This window comes from Pseudomonas sp. S11P7 (genome assembly GCF_023195435.1).
Classification (GTDB): Bacteria; Pseudomonadota; Gammaproteobacteria; order Pseudomonadales; family Pseudomonadaceae; genus Aquipseudomonas; species Aquipseudomonas fluorescens_G.
The window spans coordinates 4,725,962-4,747,027 of sequence record NZ_JALPKS020000002.1; the positions used below are offsets into that span (position 1 = coordinate 4,725,962).

Below are 21,066 nucleotides of genomic sequence, written 5' to 3' on the forward strand. Positions count from 1 at the left end.
CCGAGCCCCCATCGTTCAAGGAGATACCCATGAAGCATTCTGCAATTGCTGGATTGTTTATCACTGGTGCACTTCTGGCCTCGCCGGTGTTCGCGGCGGACAAAGACCTTTGTGCCGGGAATCTTCAAAGCATCAAAGATTTCGTCACTAGCCAGCCGTCCCTTCCTGAAAGCTCCATGAATAACATCAAGGACGCACAGGAAAAAGCCACTGCGGCCCAGGCGTCCGGCAACGACAAGGAATGCATTGAGGTTACCAACGGCATCATCAGCAAGATGCAGATCCGTAACCCGACGCGTAACTGATGCTTTCGAGGCCAACCTTCGGGTTGGCCTCACTCGGGTTTTGACGTACACTGTGCACGCTTGTTGCCCGAACAGATTCACCGGGCAATGAGTTCGGGGCCGTTTAGGATTCGACGCCGGTTGCGAAACTCTAGGTGCATGCCGACTTGGTAACAGAAGTCGTAAATCCACTGTTGCAACTACTTATAGTTGCCAATGACGACCAATACGGTGTTGCTCTCGCTGCTTAATTGCAGCTGACAATGCTCCTGGTACCTTCGGGTCCAGCAATCATCAGGGGATGTCTGTAAACCCGAAATGATTGTCATATAGAACAGAATCGCCGTGCAGTACGTTGTGGACGAAGCGGCTAAAACTTACACAACTCGCCCAAAGCACCCTGCCCGTCGGGTCGCTGAGGGTTAACTTAATAGACACGGCTACGCATGTAGTACCGACAGCGGAGTACTGGCGGACGGGGGTTCAAATCCCCCCGGCTCCACCACTTCATCATCTAAAGACGTCCACGGACGTCTTTTTTTGTGCCTGAAATCCAGTAAATACAGGGGCTTCAACGCTTATGGAAGCTTTGGAGAGTTTCTGAGTTCCAGCCGGTTTGGTATCCCAGGTGGTATCCCGGACTGCCAAATGCTATTTTCAGGATACCAAAACGGTGCTGGAGGTAGCCCCCATGCCTACTAACGCAACCCGCCTCTCCGATCGCCAGCTCAAGGCGGTCAAGGCAACTGGTAAAGACTTCGTCCTCAGCGACGGCGATGGCTTGCAGCTTCGAGTACGCGCCAGCGGCTCGATGATGTGGAATTTCAATTACCGCGAGCCGTTGACCAGAAGCCGTATCAACATGGCGCTTGGTCCATACCCCGACCTCTCGCTAGCCAACGCCCGGAAGAAAGCCGCAGAGGCGCGAGAGTTGCTCGCTTTGGGCACTGATCCCAAAACCCAGCGTGATGAGGTAAGGCAAGCCAAACTTGCTGAGACTGAACACACTTTCGAGAAGGTGGCCACGGCCTGGTTCGAGCTGAAGAAAGACTCCGTTACCAAAGCCTACGCCGAAGACATTTGGAGATCGCTGACGCTGCATGTTTTCCCAAGCATGAAAACAACGCCGCTCTCTCAAATCACTGCTCCGATGGTTATCAAGATCCTTCGCCCAATCGAGGCCAAAGGGAGCCTCGAAACCGTGAAACGATTGAGCCAACGAATCAACGAGATCATGACCTACGGGGTCAACTCCGGGCTGATATTTGCGAACCCCCTCAATGGAATTCGGGCGGTGTTCAAGAAACCCAAGAAAGAGAACATGGCGGCGCTACCACCTGAGGAGCTTCCCGAGCTCATGATGGAAATCGCGAATGCCAGCATCAAACGCACGACCCGCTGCCTGATCGAATGGCAGTTGCACACGATGACACGCCCTGCCGAAGCAGCCACCACACGATGGGCAGATATCGACTTCGACAAGCGCATTTGGACCATTCCGCCAGAGCGCATGAAAAAGCGTCGCCAGCACACAATCCCTCTTACCGATCAGGCACTTTCATTACTGGAGACGCTCAAGCAACTCAGCGGTAACAGAGAATACGTGTTCCCCTCAGATAGAAACCCCCGCACCCATGCCAATAGCCAGACCGCCAACATGGCGTTGAAGCGCATGGGCTTTCAGGACCGTTTAGTCAGCCACGGCTTGCGCTCGATGGCGAGCACCATCCTGAATGAGCATGGCTGGGATCCGGAACTGATCGAGGTCGCGCTGGCGCATGTCGACAAGGACGAAGTTCGTAGCGCCTACAACAGGACGGACTACATCGAACGCAGGCGTCCGATGATGGCTTGGTGGAGTGAACATATCCAGAATGCGGCAACCGGCAGCCTGTCGGCATCTGCCATCAATCAAACCAGGGGCCGCAATGTCGTACCAATTCGCTGAGCATCCAAAAGGTACGCGACACCGGCTATGATCCGTGTCGTGTAGCAGGCCGAAAGGAGTGACGACAGTCGCTAGATCTCTGGTATGCCTGCGCTTCTTCAGCCAAGCCCCTGAGTATGGGAAGGCTTCGCATTCCCTTACTCAGGGGCTCACGCTTAAAGGTCTATCAGGCAACCACGACTTTTGCCTTTCTGCGGCGGATCAACCTTGCTGTTAAGTCGTAGTAGTAGACGGTAGCTGGAGCTGAGCATCGCAGGTAGTGCTCCAGAAACCATCTCACGTGCTTTTCTCTCCAGGACCAGGGAGTCGCGCAACCCCAGCGCTGACGAATCACCTCGTGCATCCTTTCTGCTTGCCTGATGTGCCGCTGCCGAGTGGCATGTGCACCTTTGAGCACGGGGCGCAGAAATAACGCTATGTCGAACTCGGACGTCATCGCCGACCTCCGATGTAGGCACTCACCACATCGATGCGGTTATGCCCCAATTCGTGGCTGATCTGCTGTCGTGCACGCTGATCAAGCTCTCGATCTTCTCGATGAACACGGCCGCCATTGACGGGTGTATTCAAGCCAGTCAGTTGCTCATAACGCTCACAGGCGTAAGCCGCCCGCAGCTCATGAAAGCCTTTCAATCCATGCTCATGCAAGATGTCCCGTGCCGGTCGCACAACTGATCGCATAAACTCTTTGTAGCTCTCGTTGGGGGCCAATAGGTTCCTACTGCGACAGGGTGAAGCCTCCCAGGCCCTATCCAAGGCGCCACGGACTTGATCAGTGACCGCGATCCAGCGCGGTGCTGACGCGCCTGATCGACCGCCTTTGGTGCCGTCCTGGATGTTGATCTTGCCCAGTTGCCCGGCCTCTCGTTGTAGCCGGGGCAGGTCCGCCAAGATCGCCTCACGCAGACGCATACCAGTCTCCCGGGCCAGATGCACAATTGCGGCCACTCGTTGCTGACCTCGCTCTGACAGTGCGCGTGCGATCAACTCGATCTGAGCACGATCTTGGCCTTGCGGGGCCTCCCCGCGCACGCTTGAGCGCTGCAGCCCCAGCGCCTTGCTCGGACTGGGGATTTTGACGTATTGATCACCGCGCAGCGCAGCTATCGTTCGGTTCACGGTTGACAGTCGGTTCTGCGCGGTGGCGATGCCGACGTTGCCCTGGTCAACTTGCTCCCGCATATAGGCGGCGTACCGCCTGAGGATCTCGCGGTCGATCTGTCGCGCATCATTGAGCCTCGGCCCTTCCTCGGATCGACACCAATTCACGAATGCCTGCCAGCGATCGCTATGGGCTTTGACAGTAGCAAAATGGCCGTCGCCAAACAGATCTTTCAGTGCTTGTGGTCCGGCATAGCTGAGCTGGCGACCGAAGCCAAAATTACGTCCCGCTCGCTTACCGATCCGAGCCATTTTTCTGTTCCTGATCGACTGCCGCGAGATCGTGCAAAAGGGCTCGCCAGTGGGCACTCACGATAGCGAACTGGGCCCAATCAGTCGGGCGAAAACACAGCGTGTTATCGGTGACGTAAAGGTGCGCGCCCTCCTCTTTCAACCATTGGATGATGACTGTCGTCGAGGTGCTAGCTTTACGGAGGGTGGCGACAGCGGCGACAGCGGCGACAGCGGCGACAGCGGCGACAGCGGCGACAGCGGCGACAACCCTTGTCCTGCCCGGCGTTGAGCGTGGCGACAAAGTGGCGACACTCGCGGCGACAAACCGCGCTTTCGGCTCATTTTGGCGCTGAGCTAGATGGTTGCGCAGTGCTTCATCAAGATTGAACATGGCGCACCTCGAAGGTGTGGCCGTCGGTGGTCAACCACTGATGATCAATCAACTCGACCAGCAGCTTAGCGGCATGGCGACTGCTCTTACGGGCAAAACGGGGACCGTTGCGATTCAGCTCTCGAATATTAAAGCGCTTCCAATCCTTGGCCTGCAGCCAGCGCAGCAGCCGGTCCGCCTCCTCCTTTACCCGGCACACCGGTTCCTGTTCGGTCAGGCGCTGGATCTCGGTGAGGTAGTAGCCGACTAAAGCGGAGGCCCGTTGGATATGGTCGACCTCTACGACGCTGCTCTCCTCCACGACTGCCAGAATGCCGGCGACGCGCAGCAGATTGTCGGCGGCCTTCGATCCGCTAGGCCGTACGCTGGCCAGCTCGCCAAACTCACCCATCTGGGCTTCGATGGCATCATGCAGATCAATCCAGCGACGACGAGCCAACGGACTGAGGGTCAGCGGTGATAGCTGCAGAGCACCATCAGGAGACAGTGACCACGGCTGATAAAACAGGGCAGAAAGGCGGTGGTGATAGCGCTTTAGGGCAGCGTCTTTGGACAAGTCGACAGACTGATAACTGCGCTGCCCAGCCAGGCTGGTGGGCCAGGTCATCAAGCAGCGACCGAGGATGCCCTGCCCCTGCAGCAACGGATCACTGAGTAACTGCATGGCTAAATACGGTTGAAGCATCAGATGCAGGCTCAAACGCCGGTCATAGGCTCGTAGGCTTTCACCAACCATGGAGCGCGCGCGATCTATCGGACTGCCATCCCAAAGTGACGACAAGGTTGTGACCGCTTTCAAACGGTTATCCCGGCTCATGGTGCTGCTGCCGAGAAACTGTCCGCCCTCATCACAGAACAGCCCCATGCTGGGCATGTCATTACAGAGCCCTTTGATCAGGGCCTCGATAGTCGGGTCTGTGGTTATCAGCCTAGGGGCTGAGGGCTCTGCTTCGAGCGACATTCCGTTTGCGGGCTCAGAATCGCCAGGCTTGATACGCTGCTCCTGTCGCTGTGCGGCACGGTACCGGGCAAGTTGTTCGCGATAGCGCTGCCACTGCTCACGCTCCCATTGCCGCGCAGGCAGCAATGCAAATCGATCTGCCGCCGTTTTGCGATCGCCGGACGCGGCCACGGTGATCAGGTACAGCGACAGTGGATAATTTCTTCCGTCGAGTTGTAACCCCGCATGGCCTTGGGTGGCCAGGGCCGAGGCAGCCAACACCGATTGCGCAGCCAATGCCTGGGGCACGCCGATCACCTCGGCCATGCGCTCAACCGCAGGCCCAAGAATCCCACCCAGTGCCTGCACCGGATAAGGCTGGGCCACTGGATTCGACTCAATCAACGGTCGAGGTGGTCGTGGTAGTTCAAGCGTCGGATCTAACTGCTGCATGGGCCCTCTCCTCGGTGATTGCTGGTTGTCCTCACTTAGTCCCGCTACGGCTGTTGAGTGTTATCAGGGATCAAGGCCCCTGCGGCCTGTGAGGTGTTCACTGACGCGGAACGCACGGCTCCTTACGACCGGGAGCGAGGGCATGACCCCATGAACCTGACCTCCTTGACGTACCGAAGATACGGGCGGGCGGAGGCTGTGCCGACTGACGAGTCCGGCACCTGGAGATCCTGAGTGGGAGAAGGCAACACCATCGACGCCTGGGGGCATGCCTGACTGTCAGCCAGGTGCAGCCTTTCCATGGGCTGCGGCACCGGTGCCTGTATCGTTGCGGAGGGCGACGAATCGGATTTGTCAGGCCGATTGTCACGAGGAGAGTTGCGGCAATGCCTTGCATGACGTGGCTTGCAGCAGTGGTACGAGCGTCCGTCTCTTTCCGGGAGAAAGAGACGGACGCAGTCTGGCAGCGAAGTGTGCAGAGAGGTGAGGTTGCTGCAGCGCAGCGAGGAAGGTGCATCATCTGCCGCAGTGGACAGATAAGTCGAGTAGGCATCCATCACTCTTGGGGAGTGACCGTGCGAGCCGCCGGACGCTAATCGCACTTCGGAAGAACCACCACAAAAGTGGCGTAGCCTTAGAGGTCCTGGCTACCTGGGCTGGTGCTGTCAACGACAGCGATCCGTGCGCCAATTTTTATACCGACTCGAAAAGGCGGTCAAGCATCACGGCCAAAATGCGCAAGAAGTGGCGACTGTCGCCACTTTTGTCGCCATGCTCCAGGGCAAGTCCGACGTGGGTTGTCGCCGGTGTCGCCGGTGTCGCCAATTCTCTAGCCATGGTCCACGACAATCTCCGCACTGACACCGGAGCTGCGCTCGATAGAGATCGTGGCTAATTACTGATCGGGAAATGACGGTACAGCGCGCTAATCAAAAATTTGAAAGGGAAGGTGGAACGAGATGGCTTCGATAAGAGCGAGTGAACCCTCCGATCAGCGCGATCAAAGATCGCTGGTTCGGAGGGTTTGGCGGGAAAAGCAATAACTCAAACGGCAAAGCTGGTTGATTGGCAGGTGGCGGATTCATGCCGCATGATCAACGTCTGCTGCAACCGCAGCAGAAAGCTGGCCTCGAAAGCTTCCTGTAGATCATCTGAGCGATGATACTTTTCGGTTCTGCGCCAGTGCCCACCACAGCAGTAGTGATGAGCCGTCAAGCCAGGTCTCCGCTCAACGAACGCCGTCCTCAATCATTGAGCCGAATTCATTGCCCCATGGGGTACTAATACTGGGAAAGCCTGCAGCGGACGGGACAGAGGAGTATTCGGCGATCTGTTGATGCACGCGTCGAGCAGGATACCGGAACTCATACCCGCCTTGAAGTGAATCACTTTAGACATTACCAACATCATCAACGGCAGTGGCGTTCCTTTAAAAACGAAACCCATAAATCGACTGTCATTCCCCTCTGCCAGGCATCGCCTGGCAGCTACCTTCCTTACTTAACTTTCCTACGGGTCTTATGACTGGACAGCTGGCGTGCTTATTTGATGATCACGATACGCTCGCCAATGCGTCAGGCTGGTGATCAGCGCTACCAGCAACAGCGCGACGAGATAAACCCAGCTGGTGTCTAGCAGACCAAAAATTCCGACTCCGAATCCGGCCATGATAGGAGGCAGGCTCAACGACAAATAACAGGCCACAAAAATCGCCGCGAAGAGCTCTGCTCGCTCATGTTCTTTGGCGAGTGGCGCCAGCGTTTGCAGAACCGCCGAGAATCCCGCTCCAGATCCGACTCCCGCAATTAGCGTGCCGATGAAAAATACTACGACCCCTCCTCCCAACAGAGACATGATCAGGACACCCAGCCCAACGACCATGGCTATAGCGCCCACTGCAGCGCAAAGAGAGAGCGTGAGGAAGCGGCCAAAAACTGCCGCTGCAATGGCTGCGGGACCGCACAGCGCAGCAACGGTAAGACCGTTGAGTCCGGCGTTGTTCACGTTGAATACTCCATAAAGAATCGAGGGCGCCAGTGACATGTACAGGCCGCACAGCGCCCAGATGGCGAGCAACAGAGGTATGCTTCGAACGTAAGCAGCCTGGGCCCTGGCACTCACCGAAATACAAGGCTTCAAGGATCCCAAAGCACCGGCACGCCGAGTCGCCGTTTCCGGGACCATCGCCACTCCCACCGCGGCAATCAAGAAAATGAACGCCAGCACCGCGAATACCATCACCTCCGGTGTGCTGAACCAGTACATCGATAACCCTGTGATTAACGATCCTGTGGCCAACCCGGCTAACGGAGCGATGCTGCTGAACATTACCCCTACCTTCTTGTGGCTGGCAGGTGCTGCCTCGACCACCGCCGCGGACAAGGCACCACTGGCAATGCCCGTCGCCAGCCCTTGAAGACAACGCGCGGCAATAAGATGATTTATATCACCGGCATAGCCAAAAAGGATCATCGCCAGGGTCTGCAAACCAAGCGCGCCGATTACTACCGGACGTCGACCGATATGGTCCGATAACGACCCGGCGCTGAGTAGAGCGACCAACAGTGCGATGGCGTACACCGAGAACGCGACGGTCAGCATCCCGGAGGAAAATCCCCAATGACGCTGAAACACCACGAACAGAGGCGAAGGTGTGCTCGCAGCAAAGAAGAACGCGAAAAGCACCATGGCCAATAAGGGGAAGGCGAAGGCATCCGCCCGGTGAGCTGTCTCTCCTGTGGGGGTATTATCTCTATCCGACATGCCAATCTCCTGATGCCTCATTGCCCGGAAAAGACTTGAATAATGCGTTGGGCGATGTCGCGATGCTCTTCCTCCAGCGCGAAATGCCCGGTGTTGTAATGGTGGATCTGAGCCCTGGGTACGAACTCCTTGATGGAATCTGCGCCTCGTGGCGTAAAAATCGGGTCGCCATCTCCCCAGACCACCAACGTGGTGGGTTGAGCCTTTCGCAAGTAAGCTTGCCATTGCGGGTACAACGAGAGGTTTGATCCGATGTCGAGCTGCAGATCCGTCATGGCTCGCCGTTTCTCAGGATCGCTGAGCGCAAAGGCATCGTTTGCCCACGCATCAGGATTAAGGCCATCGGGATTGCGGGCACCGTGCTGATAAAGAAACAGGTCAGTCGCCAGAACAACCCGCGCTTCGGCGGCTGAACGTTTCTCAAGCGTTTGCGGACCAACGTTTGCCTGAATCGCTTTCAGCCTCACGGGCTCCCATCCATCCAGCGTAATCGGCGTGTTCTGGATGACCAGTCCGCGCACCCACTGTGGGTCACGTGTCGCCAGGCGCATTCCGACAGGGCCGCCAAAGTCCTGCATGTAGATCACCGCGCTTTTAATTCCTAACTCCCGAACCAACTCTTCCATCGATTGACCTAATGCGTCGAAAGTAAGCGGCGTCAAGGCTGCTGCGGTGGGGACGGCGCTGTTTCCCATACCGAGGTAATCAGGGGCCAGCACATGAAAAAACGGTGATAGCTCAGGGATCAGATCGCGAAACATGTGCGAAGACGACGGAAAACCATGAAGCAGCAGAATGGTCGGTTTATGAGGATCGCCGGCCTCCCGATAAAACATATTGTTGCCAGCGACCGTGATGAACCGGTAGTGAATATCGGCTGCCGTCGCATGGCCGCCCCACGCGAGCATCAGTCCGAGCGTCAAACATCTTGCACTTGCAGTGAAGCCGTGACGGCGCATGCGCGCTCCTCTCGTGGGCGTATTTACTGATGAGTATGTGGCCGCCTGATCAACGCCACGGAAGGTCCTGTGTTCCTCGTTCGCAAGAAAAATCCAGGGAATCGGCGAATCACTCTTAGAGGTTTGGATCCAGCACAATGACGCCTTGAACTTCCCTTCGCTCCAATAAGGCGTGCGCCAGCCCCGTTTCGCTCAAGGGTAACGTCGCGCCGGTGACTGGTCTGATCACTCCGCCTGAAACGCCATCAGCGAGGAATTGCAAAGCCTCGCGAATCAACGTAGGGCGCTGGAAGAACGTCGGCAGGTACATGCCGGTCAAGGTTTGCGCTTTGGCCATCAACCGACGAGGCGCCAATGCCTCGCCTGGCCCCCGCGTGGAGCCCACCACCACACAACGCCCCAGCATGGCGAGACACTCAAAATTCTGATCGAACACTTCGCCGCCGATGGTTTCGAGGATCACATCAACTCCACGCCCCTCGGTCAGTTCAAGCACCCGCTCCGGCCACTGGGGAGTGTCGTAGCTAATGGCATAGTCGGCCCCGAGGCTGCGCACGAATGCGCGTCGACTTTCAGTGCTGGCCGTACCGAAAACTGCCTGTGCGCCCATGGCTTTAGCAATCTGCACAGCCAGACTGCCAAGCCCCCCGGCGGCGCCTTGGATCAAAACGCTTTCACCTGACTGTAAATGCGCGCATGTGCGTAGAGCGAGGAACGCAGTCACTCCCTGACAAGGTAAACCCGCCATGGCGACGTCGTTTGCCGACTCATCCAGCATTACCAGCATGTCAACACCGGCAATAGCCTGCTGTGCGTATGCGCCTTTGGGCATCAAGGCCATGACCTTGCGCCCGACAACGGCAGGGTCAACGCCCGCTCCTGTTTTCGAAACGCGTCCGACCACCTGAAGTCCGGCTACATGCGGCAGCGTGACACCACCAACGCGTGTTTCGGGCCGGTTATACATGCCTAACCGTTCACGAATATCCGGAAAATTCACCCCAATCGCAGAGGTGTCTATCAATACCTCTCCCGGCCCCGGCACGGGCGTTGGCAAGTCGACGTACTCGAGTACTTCGGGGCCGCCGAAGCTACGGAACTGAATCGCTTTCATAATCTGAGATCCTGGATTCTTCGCTCGTCAGATCTGTAGACGCAGGCCTGACTTGGAGCCTAATCGGTGGTGCGGCATGTACTGCCGAGCAAATCGTCAGTGCATTGTTTCGATTACTTCACCCCATTGAGAAACAGCGTGGCGTGTTTCAAAAATAGATCCGGGTATTGATAGATCGCGCCATGGTTTGAATCCGGGTAGATAACCAACTGGGCGTTGGGCAAACTCTGCTGCAAGGTCACGTCATTAACTGTGTAGAAGACAATGTCATGGCTGCCGGCGACTACCATCGTCGGTTGCTTGATGCCTTTCAGGTAGTCGTTGGCGTTACCGGCTGGCGCTCCCCAACCAGCGATGGCGGCTGCTTGTGCGGGTGCAGTCTTGCTATCGACATCAACATCGCGATTGACCCTACGTGAGCGCAGACGGGTAAGGAATTCATGTCCGGCGGCCTGGCTTTCTACGGTCTGGGTAAAGAAAACGTCCAGCAGCAGTTCATCCGGTACGGCACGCTTTTTCGCCAGGTAGCCCTGAAATTCCGGCGTCAGCGAGTCCATACCAACTCCACCGCGAGGTGATGAACCGACCAGAATCAGGCGACGCACGAGGTTCGGATGATCAAGCGTCACTTGCTGTGCGATCAGACTGCCCATGGAAAAGCCGAGCAAGTCAGCCTTTTTCACGTTCAGTGCCTGCAGCAGGCCGGAGGCATATTTGGCCATGCCTTCGATGGTGTTCGGTACTTCACCGCTGGAACTGGCGACGCCGGCATTGTCGAAAAGGATAATTTCACGATCACGGGCAAAACCGTCGATGACTTTGGGATCCCAGCTGTCTAGGTTGCCAACGAAATGCTGGAGAAATACCAGTGGCACGCCACTGGGTTTGCCGAAGCGACGATATGCCAGGCGCGCGCCCTCGACTTCGACGAACTGGGTCGGAGCGGTTTGATGGGTGTAGCTATGTGCAGCTTTTTTTTCTGCTGGGGTGGTGCTGGCCTGAACAGTCAATGTCGAGCACGCAGTCGTCAGCGCGATGATGGCCAGGGTATAGCGCAACGCCCCTCGGGTGTTGAAAAGGGTCATATAGAGGCACCTGAAAAAGACGAGTTGGTATAAGGCCGCCCTGACTGATTGCCAGTCGGGGCGGAGCAAGATCAGGCTGGCTTTTTTACACTTGGGCGTTGCTGCACGTTTGTCTGCCAGGCCAAGAGCGCGCTGCACTGATCGGGGATGGCAATACTGGCGAAACCGGCGAAAATCAGCCCGGCAAGTACCGTGATGTCGGCCATGGAAAAATGCTCGCCAGCGATATATGGCTGGCTACGCAGGACGTGATCGAAGTAGTGCATTCCAGCGATCGCTTTGTCGCGTTGACGGTTGCCCCAATCGATACGCCCTTCCCATTCAGGACTCTTGTATGGCTGCAGAGCGGCACCGAGCCCCGGCGTGGCGTAGTGGAAGTAAAACCCCACCGGATCCGCCAGTTCGGACTCCGCGCGCTTTTGCATCATGTGGATGATGGCCTTTTCCTTCGGCGTTTTGCCGGTAAGAGTCGGGTTGCCGTCCAGGTTGTCCAGATACTCGGTGATTGCGGTACATTCAGAAATGTTGGTGCCGTCATCCAGCTGCAGAACTGGGACGGTACCTAGCGGGTTGATCGCCAGGAATGCGGGTTGCTTGTGTTCCGCTGCGAGCAGGTCGATCTTGATGAACTCTATTTGCGAGCCCAGGCCTTTTTCGGCCAGAACAATACGAATGCGCAGCGGATTAGGAAAACCAGGAATATCAAAAATCTTCATACGAGCTCCATAACTATCTATCTACCTATCGATAGGTATAAGCTACGGCAAGAACATTTTCACTGTCAACGTCTATCTATCGATAGAAAGGTAAAATTGTGACGACGGATACGCGAGAAACGATCATGGCGGTTGCTCGAAAAATGGTGCAGACCCGAGGCTACAATGGCTTGAGCTTTCGTGAACTGGCCAAAGAGGTCGGCATCAAGAGCGCGAGCATTCACTACCACTTCCCCACCAAGGGTGACTTGGGTGCGGCTTTGGCCAAACGCTACACCGAGGATGGTCTTCAGTATCTTGATGGTTTACGAAGCCATTCCGAAGATCTGAATGTTTGGATGAAGGGTTACACCGACGTATTTCGCATGGCACTGGTCAACGACAATCGCATGTGTCTGTGCGGGATCATGTCTGCCGAATACGATGACTTACCTCCAGAAGTGAGGACAGAGGTTGACGGTTTCACCGAACTGAATGTGCGCTGGCTGACGGAAGTGTTGTCTGTTTGCCGGCCACAGTTGAGCCTCGAGGAACGACAGCAGCAGGCGCTGGCGATCTATGCGGCTGTGGAGGGCGCTCAGTTGATCGCTCGGGGGCGTGATGACATCAGCGTTTATGACAAAACAATCGAGATCTATCGCTCGGCAGGCCTATTACCTTAAGGTGCCGCAGTTCTCGACACGCCTTGCCTGTGGAGTCCAGACCAGCAGCGACGTGCGAGCAATCGCTGCTGGAATCATAATGACGAACGATCAGACGAGGCAAACGCTGCACCTTCTCTGAATCGCTTTTGATCTAGCGCCAAAGATTCCGCCAGGGGTTTCGACCGGTCTATCAATAAATGCTCGCGACCCTGCCGTCACCGCTGTCCCAACCACCACCCAACGCTTTATAGATCGCGACGATGCCACGGTACTGATCGGTTTCACCCAGTGCCTGAGCATCTTCGGCGTTGAGCCGCTCGCGCTGCGCATCCAGCAGCACCAGATAATCCACGGTTCCTTCCTTGTACTGGATGGCCGCAAGGTCGGCAGCGGCGCGGCTCGATTCGCTTTGTTTGATCAACGACAACAAGCGTTGTTGGCGTTTGCCATAGTCGCTGAAGGCGTTTTCAGACTCTTCCAGCGCCAGCAGCACTTGCTGTTCGTAGGTCGCCAGCGCGCCTTCGGCATTGGCGTCGGCACCGCGAATGCGCGCCCGCACGCTGCCCAAATCAAATGCTGCCCAGGTGATGCTCGGTCCCAGACTCCAGGCCCTGGCGGCACTGGAACCAATCTGCGAACCACGGCCGGCGGTGAAACCAAGGAAACCGCTCAGGCTCACGCGCGGGAACAAGTCGGCGGTGGCCACACCGATATCCGCAGTGGAGGAAGCCAGCCTGCGCTCCGCGGCGAGCACATCCGGGCGCCGACGCAGCAGCTCGGCGGGATCACCAATCGGCAGCGCTTTGGCGATGGCTGGCAACTCGGCGGGGCTCAACGACACGCTCAACGTATTCGGACGCTCACCCAGCAGCGTGGCGATGCGGTTTTTCTGCCGCACCTGCTCTGCTTGAAGTTGCGGCACCGTAGCCTCGACCGCAGCCAGACGTGCATCGGCGCGCACTACGTCGAGTTCATTACCCACGCCCGCATCGCGCAGGCTGACCGTCACGCTGCGCGAATCCTGCTGGTTCTTCAGGTTGGCCAGGGCGATCTTTTCCCGCAGTTGTGCGCCGCGCAATTGGCCATAGGCGTCCACCAACTCGGCAATCATCGTCACGCGCAGTTGATACAAGTCTGCGGCGGCAGCATCTTCCTGGGCGTCGCTGGATTCCAGTTGGCGCTGGATGCGACCGAACAGATCGACTTCCCAGGCCATGTCGAGGCCAAGATCATAGCGTTCCTGATTGACGCGGCTTTCGGTCTGACCGGGCACTTGGCCCTTTCCTTGTTGGCTGCTGACGCGGCTGGTAACCACCGGCAAATTGTCGTTGCTGACGTCGTCCCGAATCGCTCGGGCCGCTTTCCAGCGGGCGAACGCCACGCGCAGATCGCGGTTGCCTTCCAGGGATTTGCTCACCAACTGGTTGAGCGTGGGGTCATCGAATTGCTGCCACCACACCGTTTCAAACCGCGATTGATCGTAGTGCCCGCCCTGGATCGACACGATAGTGGCCGGCGCGGTGTCAGGCGTCTTGTAGTCGGGACCGACCGTACACGCGGCGAGCGCAACGACCAGAAGGCTGGGTAAAAAAAGCTTCAAGGTGTTCATCAGTGTGCCTCCGGATTCAATGCGGTTGTTGGGTGAACCTTGGCGACCTTGCGCGCGTTTTTGCGCTCAATGGAGCGACGAATCAGCACGAAGAACACCGGCGTCAGCAGCAAGCCGAAGAAAGTTACGCCGAGCATCCCGGAGAACACCGCAACCCCCATCGCCCGGCGCATTTCGGAGCCGGCACCGGTGGACGTCACCAGCGGAATCACACCCATGATGAAGGCGAACGAGGTCATCAGGATCGGTCGCAACCGCATGCGGCAAGCCTCCAGCACCGCATCCAGCGGCGACATGCCCTGCTCCTGTTTGTCCTTGGCGAACTCGACGATCAGGATCGCGTTCTTGCAGGCCAGACCAACCAGCACGATCAGGCCGATCTGAGTAAAGATGTTGTTGTCGCCCTTGGAAATGATCACCCCGGCAATCGCCGACAGCAGGGTCATCGGCACGATCAGGATCACCGCCAATGGCAGGCTCCAGCTTTCATACAGCGCCGCCAGCACCAGGAACGCCAACAACACGCAGAGCGGGAACACCAGCAACGCGGTGTTGCCGGACAGGATCTGTTGGTAGGTCAGGTCGGTCCATTCGTAGGTCATGCCATTCGGCAGTTCTTCTTTCAGCAGTTTTTCAATCACCGCCTGGGCCTGGCCGGAGCTGTAGCCTGGCGCAGCGCTGCCGTTGATTTCGGCGGTGACGAAACCGTTGTAGTGCGAGACGCGGTCAGGCCCCGAACTAGGGCTGATCTTGACGAAGGTGGCCAGCGGGATCATCTCGCCGCGGTCGTTGCGCACCTTCAATTGGCCGATCTGTTCCGGCTCCTGGCGGAACTGTTGTTCGGCCTGTACGTTGACCTGATAGGTCCGCCCGAAACGGTTGAAGTCGTTGGCATACAGCGAGCCCAGATACACCTGCAACGTGTCGAAAATGTCGCTGATCGCCACGCCGTGGGTCTCGGCTTTTTCGCGGTCAATGGCGGCTTCGACCTGCGGCACGTTGACCGTGTAACTGGTGAACAGGTTGGCCAACTCCGGAACGCTGCGGCTCTTGGTGATGATGTTCATGGTTTCTTTGTACAGCTCGTCGTAACCCAGGTTGCCCCGGTCCTCGATCTGCAAACGGAACCCGCCGATGGTGCCCAAGCCTTGCACTGGCGGCGGCGGAAACACCGCGATGTAGGCGTCCTGGATGCTGCCGAACTTGGCGTTCAGCGAAGCGGAAATCGCCCCGGCTGACAGGCTCGGATCCTTGCGCTCATCGAACGGCCGCAAACCGATGAAGGCGATGCCGGCATTCGGACTGTTGGTGAAGCCGTTGATCGAAAGGCCCGGGAAGGCCACGGCGCTGTCGAAGCCCGGTTCGTTCATGGCGATGGTGCTCATGCGCCGGATCACGTTTTCGGTGCGATCCAGGCTGGCGGCGTCCGGCAATTGGGCGAAAGTCACCAGGTACTTCTTGTCCTGGGTCGGCACAAAACCGGTCGGCGTGGTGCTGAAGCCCATGTAGGTCAAGGCGATCAGACCTGCGTAAATCAGCAACGCCACGCTGCTGCCGCGAATGATCTTGGCCACGGCAATCACATAGCCATGGCTGGCCTTATCGAAGAAGCGGTTGAAAGGTTTGAACAGCCAGCCACCAAGCAGGCGATCCAACACTTTGGAGAAACGGTCCTTCGGTGCACCGTGGGCCTTGAGCAACACGGCGGCCAAGGCCGGTGACAAGGTCAGGGAGTTGAACGCCGAAATCACCGTAGAGATCGCAATCGTCAATGCAAATTGCTTGTAGAACTGCCCGGTCAAGCCCGAAATAAAGGCTGCGGGTACGAACACCGCACACAACACCAGCGCCGTGGCGATGATCGGACCGGTCACCTCGCCCATGGCTTTTTTGGTCGCCTCGACCGGTTCCAGCCCCGACTCGATGTTCCGTTCGACGTTCTCCACCACCACGATCGCATCGTCCACCACGATCCCGATCGCCAGCACGAGGCCGAACAGCGACAGCGCATTCAACGAGAAGCCGAACAGGTGCATCACGGCAAACGTACCGATCAGCGACACCGGCACCGCGACCAGCGGAATGATCGAGGCGCGCCAGGTTTGCAGGAACAGGATCACCACCAGCACCACGAGGATCAGCGCTTCGAACAGCGTGTGAACCACCGCCTCGATCGAACTGCGTACGAAGATCGTCGGGTCATAGACAATTTCGTAGTCCATGCCTTCCGGGAAACTCTTCTTCAGCTCCGCCATCTTCGCCCGCACCTGGTTGGAGATGTCGATCGCATTCGAGCCCGGACGCTGGAAGATCGGCATCGCCACCGCTTCCTCGTTGTTGAGCAAGGCGCGCAAGGCGTACTGGTTGGAGCCCAACTCGACCCGGGCGATGTCTTTCAGACGCGTGATCTCGCCGTCCGGACCGCTGCGGATAATGACGTTCTCGAATTCTTCTTCACTGACCAACCGCCCCTGGGAGTTGATCGACATCTGGAAGCTCGTGGCATTCGGTGCCGGCGGTGAACCCAGTTGTCCTGCAGCGACCTGACGGTTCTGCTCGCGCACTGCGTTGACCACGTCGCTTGCGGTCAGATTGCGCGAAGCGGTCTTGTTCGGATCGAGCCAGATACGCAGCGAGTAATCACCGATACCGAACATCTTCACATCGCCAATACCGTCGAGGCGCGACAGCTCATCCTTGACGTTGAGGATCGCGTAGTTCGACAGGTAGAGCATGTCGTAGCGCTTGTCCGGCGACACCAGATGCACCAGCAAGGTCAGCTCGGGAGAAGCCTTGTCGACGGTAATACCGATGCGCGTCACTTCTTCTGGAAGTTTCGGCTCGGTCCGGGTCACACGGTTCTGCACCTGGACCTGGGCGTTGTCCAGATCGGTGCCCAAAGCGAACGTCACGGTCAGGGTCAGTCGGCCGTCAGCGGTGGATTGCGAGGACATGTACAACATGTTCTCGACTCCGGTGATCGCCTGCTCCAACGGCGCGGCCACGGTTTCACCGATGACTTTCGGGTTGGCGCCGGGGTAGTTGGCGTGGACCACCACGGTCGGTGGCACCACTTCCGGGTATTCGCTGATCGGTAACTGGAACAGCGAGATGGCGCCGGCGATCAGGATCAGCAGCGATAGCACGGCGGCGAAAATCGGCCGCGTGATAAAGAACTGGGAGAACTTCATGTCAGTGCTCCTTATCCGCGAGGTGCAGCGGCAGATTCAGCTTTCACCAGCGCAGGCGATTTAGCTGAAGCCGGTTGATTGGCGGCTTCGATTGCCTGACGCTGGCCAGCCAGTGTGGCGACCGTTTCCGGGCTCGCCATCGGCGCGTCCTGCGGATCGATCAGAGCACCGGGGCGGACGCGCTGCAAGCCGTTGATGACGACGCGATCTTCTTTCTGCAAGCCGCTGCGCACGATGCGCAGGCCTTCCAGTTTCGGCCCCAGATCAACGCTGCGATAAACCGCTTTGTTGTCCTGGCCGACCACTAGCACGAATTTCTTGCCGAGGTCGGTGCCGACCGCTTCGTCTTTGATCAACAGACCGGGATAGGCAGCGCTACCCACCAGTTTCAAGCGCGCATACAGACCAGGGGTGTACTGACCGCCGGCGTTATCAAAAACCGCACGGCCTCGGATGGTGCCGGTTTTCGGGTTTACCTGGTTGTCGACAAAGTTCATCCGCCCAAAGTGCGTGTTGCCCTCCTCGTTCGAAAGACCCATGTAGACCGGCGTGGTCTGGCTGCGCTGGCCCTGGCGGAAAAGCAGGCTGTACTTGAGGAACATGCGTTCGTCAGCATCGAAGTATGCGTAGACCTTGTCGGTGGAGACCACGCTGGTCAGCGCGGTCGTGTCGGCGGTGACAATGTTGCCGGCGGTGATTTCCGCGCGGCTGACGCGACCGGTGATCGGCGCCGTGACGCGGGTGAAGCTGAGATTCAAACGCGCCAGATCCAGCTGCGCCTGAATCGCATCGACACCGGCCCGGGCTTCCTGCGCCGTGGTCGTGCGAGTGTCGGCGAGCTCGGCAGAGATCGCGTTGCTGCTTAACAGACGCTGTCCGCGCTGCGCCTCGTTGCTAGTGCGGATCAGCGTGGCGCGTGCCTGTTGCAACTGCGCCTCGATGCGATGCACTTCATGCTCGAACGGACGCGGATCAATCTGGAACAGCAAATCGCCCTTCTTCACCAGCACACCATCGGTAAAAGCAACGCGTTCGATCTGGCCCGACACCCGTGGGCGAACCTCTACGGTTTCTGGTGCTTCCAGGCGAGCAGTGACTTCATCCCACTCGGTGATGGGTTGCTCAAGCACTTTCGCGACGGTAACGTGCGGCGCCCCGGGAACCTGAGCGGCATCGGGTGTGCGTTCACACGCGGCAAGCGCTACCAGCGCCAACGCAGCAAGGGGATAACGCAAAGGTTTGAGTGACTGTTCCATGGGTTGTGTCCGCCAGACGGTTTGGGAATTTGCGGATTCTCGGCCTCGCGCGAGGTCACGACGAATCGAAGGGAGTGAAGTTGGCTATCACTAATAATGATAGCCATCATATTTAATGACAAAAAAAGGGATCAGCCCGGTTAAACCCTGGCGTCGGCGATCGCAGTACACACGCAATCCAACGCTGGCCCGAGCGTCTGTGCAGCACGCAATGCACGAGAGGTGGGCACCATTCGACGACCGATGCGCTCGAACAGAGGGTCGTTGAACAGCCTGCGCAAACGCACCAGCGCTGCGCTGACCGCTGGCTGACCAAGAGATAATTTTTCAGCGGCGCGGGTGAGGTTGCGCTCCTGAATAAGAGCTTCGAACACCACCAGCAGATTCAGATCGACACAGCGCAGATCATTACGTTTCATGGGGCCGGTCCACCGGGGAATTATTTGACTTGAGCTAAAGCCATGGGATCCGCGAGACTTCTACAGATGCCTAGACAGCCATTGCAGCAACTTTATATGACGAATATCATGAAAGCCAGCCCAGCAACATCGTTATGTCCAGGCGATGCCAACCTGGCCACAGGAGCAATTTCATGAAAGTGACGAAAGACCAGGCCGCAGCCAACAAAGAAGCCATCCTTACTGCAGCGTCACGGCTGTATCGGGAAAAAGGCATCGACGGAATTGGTATCGGCGAGCTCTCGCGCTCAGTTGGCCTGACCCATGGCGGGTTCTACGGACAGTTTCCGGGCGGCAAGGAACAGCTCGCGTCAGAAGCGGTCAGCCGTACATTTGAATCAAATATTCAGGATTGGCAAAATGCCAAATCTATTCCCGAGCTCGTCAAGACGTACCTGACACAAGCGCATCTGGATAACTGGACCGAGGGTTGTCCCATTCCTGCATTGGGTGCGGATGTCGCGCGTACCGGTGGCACGGTCAGCAGCTCCTTCACCAGAGGCGTCGAGCATTTGATCGATACCCTGATGGCGTTGGTCGAAGGCGAAAATCCTGAAGAGAAGTACCAAGAGTCACTACGCGTCCTGTCATCGATTACGGGGGCGATGCTCATTGCCAGAGCGCTGGATAGCCCTGAACTGTCTGAGCAGTTTCTACAATCGGTCATTAATGCCTGGCCTGTCACTCCCACAAAAAAAGAGCGGGCTGCTAAGCGCCGCTCAAAGGATGAAGACTGACTTTACTGTCAGCAAGGGCTTCGCTTTTCCGAATATGTGTGGAACGCCCCCATCATTTTCTACTCGACAATGGCAGCTCTTACGCTTGCTTTAGTTGGGGCATGTACTTGGCAAGTTGAGCAGGATCAGTGGTCGGTGGGTTGAGCCTCGTGTTGATAGTTGAACCACCTATGAACCGCTCGAAGACTTTCCAGCCATGTTCAGTTCGACGCAAGCGATCCATCATTGGCGAGTAGAGCCAGATAGCAGGCAAATCACCGGGGCTATCGATGGCTTGGCCATCTCCCAGCATCGCTGCCGACTCTGGGGTGGCGTAGCGCACAAGCAAATTCTGATAGCGCACCACCACACCGTCTTCATCGACATCGACAATGTGATTGGTAGCGTGTCGGCTGACCCCAGGAATCAGATACGGATAGTCCTTCTTGAAGAACTGGCGAATCTCATCGTGACCACGAATGGTGCCGTGGAAGTGGTACGCGACGGCGTCCGGTAAAAAGGCATCGACCATTGCCTCCACATCCCAAGTCTCGAACCACCAATTGAGCCTGTTCACGAAGTCGATCGCGCTGATTCGGTCCGCTGGATCGACAACGCTCTGGGACGAAATTCTTGGAAAAGCTTTCATGAGTACTTCCTCATTTCGGGGTAAAAATCATATGTGTAATTACACACAAAACACGCAAAAAAATTTATTTACCACCGGCCTGCTGAAGAAGTGAGTTACGAATCAGAACTGCAGCGACCCCGCCGATTTGATCCTCACGCTCACGCTGCGCAGCTTTCCAATAGGGCTCGGCCTCCTCCAACTTCGCTCGTCCTTGCGCAGACAGCGAGAGCCTGATGGCAGAACGCGGCCCTTCGGCATGGCTAGCGACATAACCTTCGTTCTGCAGTGGCTTCAGTGTCCGAACCAACGTAGTTCGCTCCATGACCATTACCTCAGCCAATTCGGCGATCAGGATCCCGGGATGCTCATTGATCAACGCAAGAGTCGAAAACTGCGAGACAGTGAGTTTCGCAGCAGACAGATGCCGATCGTAGAGGCGGGTCAGCAGACGCGCATGGCGTCTGGCGGCGAGGCAATGACAAAGGTCGGCGCCATGGGGGCTTTTCATGACGA

General features: G+C 57.4%; 19 protein-coding genes and 1 other RNA gene. 5 read left to right on the forward strand and 15 right to left on the reverse strand.

Going from position 1 to position 21,066, the window contains the following annotated elements:
- The first annotated feature begins 29 nt into the window (after positions 1–29).
- From M0746_RS21830 to M0746_RS21840, 3 genes are all read left to right on the forward strand, one after another.
- The gene (locus M0746_RS21830) at positions 30–305 is read left to right on the forward strand and encodes a hypothetical protein (RefSeq protein WP_208938800.1); all 276 of its coding nucleotides are present in this window, start codon (positions 30–32) and stop codon (positions 303–305) included.
- Between the two features lie 95 nt (positions 306–400).
- Positions 401–789: a transfer-messenger RNA gene (gene ssrA / locus M0746_RS21835) on the forward strand.
- A gap of 186 nt (positions 790–975) precedes the next feature.
- On the forward strand, positions 976–2,232 hold the full coding sequence (locus tag M0746_RS21840) for an integrase domain-containing protein (protein ID WP_258450551.1): 1,257 nt from the start codon (positions 976–978) through the stop codon (positions 2,230–2,232).
- Positions 2,233–2,398: 166 nt separating this feature from the next.
- Here M0746_RS21840 and M0746_RS21845 read toward each other — a convergent pair whose 3' ends face one another.
- The 9 genes from M0746_RS21845 to M0746_RS21885 form a co-directional block, all read right to left on the reverse strand.
- A complete protein-coding gene (locus tag M0746_RS21845; protein WP_258450552.1) occupies positions 2,399–2,668 on the reverse strand; it encodes a hypothetical protein in 270 nt (89 codons plus the stop codon).
- Entirely contained in the window at positions 2,665–3,645 is a 981-nt protein-coding gene (locus M0746_RS21850; RefSeq protein WP_258450553.1) for an integrase domain-containing protein, read from the reverse strand. The genes M0746_RS21845 and M0746_RS21850 overlap by 4 nt, the downstream gene beginning before the upstream one ends.
- Positions 3,629–4,018 carry a hypothetical protein gene (locus M0746_RS21855; protein ID WP_258450554.1) on the reverse strand — a complete coding sequence of 130 codons (390 nt, stop codon included), beginning with the start codon at positions 4,016–4,018 and terminating at the stop codon, positions 3,629–3,631. Before M0746_RS21855 ends, M0746_RS21850 begins: the two co-directional genes overlap by 17 nt.
- A complete protein-coding gene (locus M0746_RS21860; RefSeq protein WP_258450555.1) occupies positions 4,005–5,411 on the reverse strand; it encodes a YfjI family protein in 1,407 nt (468 codons plus the stop codon). Before M0746_RS21860 ends, M0746_RS21855 begins: the two co-directional genes overlap by 14 nt.
- A 1,518-nt stretch (positions 5,412–6,929) precedes the next feature.
- Positions 6,930–8,174 (reverse strand): MFS transporter, encoded by a 1,245-nt coding sequence (locus M0746_RS21865; RefSeq protein ID WP_223025728.1) that lies wholly within the window; start codon positions 8,172–8,174, stop codon positions 6,930–6,932.
- 17 nt (positions 8,175–8,191) lie between these two features.
- A complete protein-coding gene (locus tag M0746_RS21870; RefSeq protein WP_258450556.1) occupies positions 8,192–9,133 on the reverse strand; it encodes an alpha/beta fold hydrolase in 942 nt (313 codons plus the stop codon).
- A gap of 115 nt (positions 9,134–9,248) precedes the next feature.
- A complete protein-coding gene (locus M0746_RS21875; RefSeq protein WP_258450557.1) occupies positions 9,249–10,247 on the reverse strand; it encodes a quinone oxidoreductase family protein in 999 nt (332 codons plus the stop codon).
- Positions 10,248–10,360: 113 nt separating this feature from the next.
- Complete coding sequence (locus tag M0746_RS21880) at positions 10,361–11,401, reverse strand: alpha/beta fold hydrolase (protein WP_258450558.1); 1,041 nt, start codon at positions 11,399–11,401, stop codon at positions 10,361–10,363.
- A gap of 2 nt (positions 11,402–11,403) precedes the next feature.
- Positions 11,404–12,048, reverse strand: a complete 645-nt coding sequence (locus M0746_RS21885) for a glutathione S-transferase (protein WP_223025732.1) — start codon at positions 12,046–12,048, stop codon at positions 11,404–11,406.
- 98 nt (positions 12,049–12,146) lie between these two features.
- On the opposite strand from M0746_RS21885, the gene M0746_RS21890 reads away from it, so the two are divergent.
- A complete protein-coding gene (locus M0746_RS21890) occupies positions 12,147–12,710 on the forward strand; it encodes a TetR family transcriptional regulator (protein ID WP_203546256.1) in 564 nt (187 codons plus the stop codon).
- Positions 12,711–12,882: 172 nt separating this feature from the next.
- Here M0746_RS21890 and M0746_RS21895 read toward each other — a convergent pair whose 3' ends face one another.
- The 4 genes from M0746_RS21895 to M0746_RS21910 form a co-directional block, all read right to left on the reverse strand.
- Positions 12,883–14,301, reverse strand: a complete 1,419-nt coding sequence (locus tag M0746_RS21895; RefSeq protein WP_223025733.1) for an efflux transporter outer membrane subunit — start codon at positions 14,299–14,301, stop codon at positions 12,883–12,885.
- Positions 14,301–17,492, reverse strand: a complete 3,192-nt coding sequence (locus M0746_RS21900; protein ID WP_258450559.1) for an efflux RND transporter permease subunit — start codon at positions 17,490–17,492, stop codon at positions 14,301–14,303. Before M0746_RS21900 ends, M0746_RS21895 begins: the two co-directional genes overlap by 1 nt.
- Positions 17,493–17,503: 11 nt before the next feature.
- Entirely contained in the window at positions 17,504–18,748 is a 1,245-nt protein-coding gene (mexE, locus tag M0746_RS21905) for a multidrug efflux RND transporter periplasmic adaptor subunit MexE (protein WP_258450560.1), read from the reverse strand.
- Positions 18,749–18,888: 140 nt separating this feature from the next.
- Positions 18,889–19,167 (reverse strand): LysR family transcriptional regulator, encoded by a 279-nt coding sequence (locus M0746_RS21910; RefSeq protein ID WP_258450561.1) that lies wholly within the window; start codon positions 19,165–19,167, stop codon positions 18,889–18,891.
- A 173-nt stretch (positions 19,168–19,340) separates the two neighbouring features.
- On the opposite strand from M0746_RS21910, the gene M0746_RS21915 reads away from it, so the two are divergent.
- On the forward strand, positions 19,341–19,943 hold the full coding sequence (locus tag M0746_RS21915) for a TetR/AcrR family transcriptional regulator (protein WP_223025736.1): 603 nt from the start codon (positions 19,341–19,343) through the stop codon (positions 19,941–19,943).
- Positions 19,944–20,022: 79 nt separating this feature from the next.
- On the opposite strand, the gene M0746_RS21920 is transcribed toward M0746_RS21915, so the two are convergent.
- Both M0746_RS21920 and M0746_RS21925 read right to left on the reverse strand, forming a co-directional pair.
- On the reverse strand, positions 20,023–20,571 hold the full coding sequence (locus M0746_RS21920; RefSeq protein WP_223025737.1) for a nuclear transport factor 2 family protein: 549 nt from the start codon (positions 20,569–20,571) through the stop codon (positions 20,023–20,025).
- Between the two features lie 64 nt (positions 20,572–20,635).
- On the reverse strand, positions 20,636–21,061 hold the full coding sequence (locus M0746_RS21925) for a MarR family winged helix-turn-helix transcriptional regulator (RefSeq protein WP_258450562.1): 426 nt from the start codon (positions 21,059–21,061) through the stop codon (positions 20,636–20,638).
- Between the last annotated feature and the right edge of the window lie 5 nt (positions 21,062–21,066).

Coding starts and splice junctions, on each gene's coding strand:
- M0746_RS21875 (WP_258450557.1), bottom strand. CDS start 10,247: ATGAAAGCGATTCAGTTCCGTAGCTTCGGCGGCCCCGAAGTACTCGAG.
- M0746_RS21925 (WP_258450562.1), bottom strand. CDS start 21,061: ATGAAAAGCCCCCATGGCGCCGACCTTTGTCATTGCCTCGCCGCCAGA.
- M0746_RS21915 (WP_223025736.1), top strand. CDS start 19,341: ATGAAAGTGACGAAAGACCAGGCCGCAGCCAACAAAGAAGCCATCCTT.
- M0746_RS21900 (WP_258450559.1), bottom strand. CDS start 17,492: ATGAAGTTCTCCCAGTTCTTTATCACGCGGCCGATTTTCGCCGCCGTG.
- M0746_RS21895 (WP_223025733.1), bottom strand. CDS start 14,301: ATGAACACCTTGAAGCTTTTTTTACCCAGCCTTCTGGTCGTTGCGCTC.
- M0746_RS21830 (WP_208938800.1), top strand. CDS start 30: ATGAAGCATTCTGCAATTGCTGGATTGTTTATCACTGGTGCACTTCTG.
- M0746_RS21885 (WP_223025732.1), bottom strand. CDS start 12,048: ATGAAGATTTTTGATATTCCTGGTTTTCCTAATCCGCTGCGCATTCGT.
- M0746_RS21865 (WP_223025728.1), bottom strand. CDS start 8,174: ATGTCGGATAGAGATAATACCCCCACAGGAGAGACAGCTCACCGGGCG.
- M0746_RS21840 (WP_258450551.1), top strand. CDS start 976: ATGCCTACTAACGCAACCCGCCTCTCCGATCGCCAGCTCAAGGCGGTC.
- mexE (WP_258450560.1), bottom strand. CDS start 18,748: ATGGAACAGTCACTCAAACCTTTGCGTTATCCCCTTGCTGCGTTGGCG.
- M0746_RS21910 (WP_258450561.1), bottom strand. CDS start 19,167: ATGAAACGTAATGATCTGCGCTGTGTCGATCTGAATCTGCTGGTGGTG.
- M0746_RS21920 (WP_223025737.1), bottom strand. CDS start 20,571: ATGAAAGCTTTTCCAAGAATTTCGTCCCAGAGCGTTGTCGATCCAGCG.
- M0746_RS21850 (WP_258450553.1), bottom strand. CDS start 3,645: ATGGCTCGGATCGGTAAGCGAGCGGGACGTAATTTTGGCTTCGGTCGC.
- M0746_RS21845 (WP_258450552.1), bottom strand. CDS start 2,668: ATGACGTCCGAGTTCGACATAGCGTTATTTCTGCGCCCCGTGCTCAAA.
- M0746_RS21855 (WP_258450554.1), bottom strand. CDS start 4,018: ATGTTCAATCTTGATGAAGCACTGCGCAACCATCTAGCTCAGCGCCAA.
- M0746_RS21870 (WP_258450556.1), bottom strand. CDS start 9,133: ATGCGCCGTCACGGCTTCACTGCAAGTGCAAGATGTTTGACGCTCGGA.
- M0746_RS21860 (WP_258450555.1), bottom strand. CDS start 5,411: ATGCAGCAGTTAGATCCGACGCTTGAACTACCACGACCACCTCGACCG.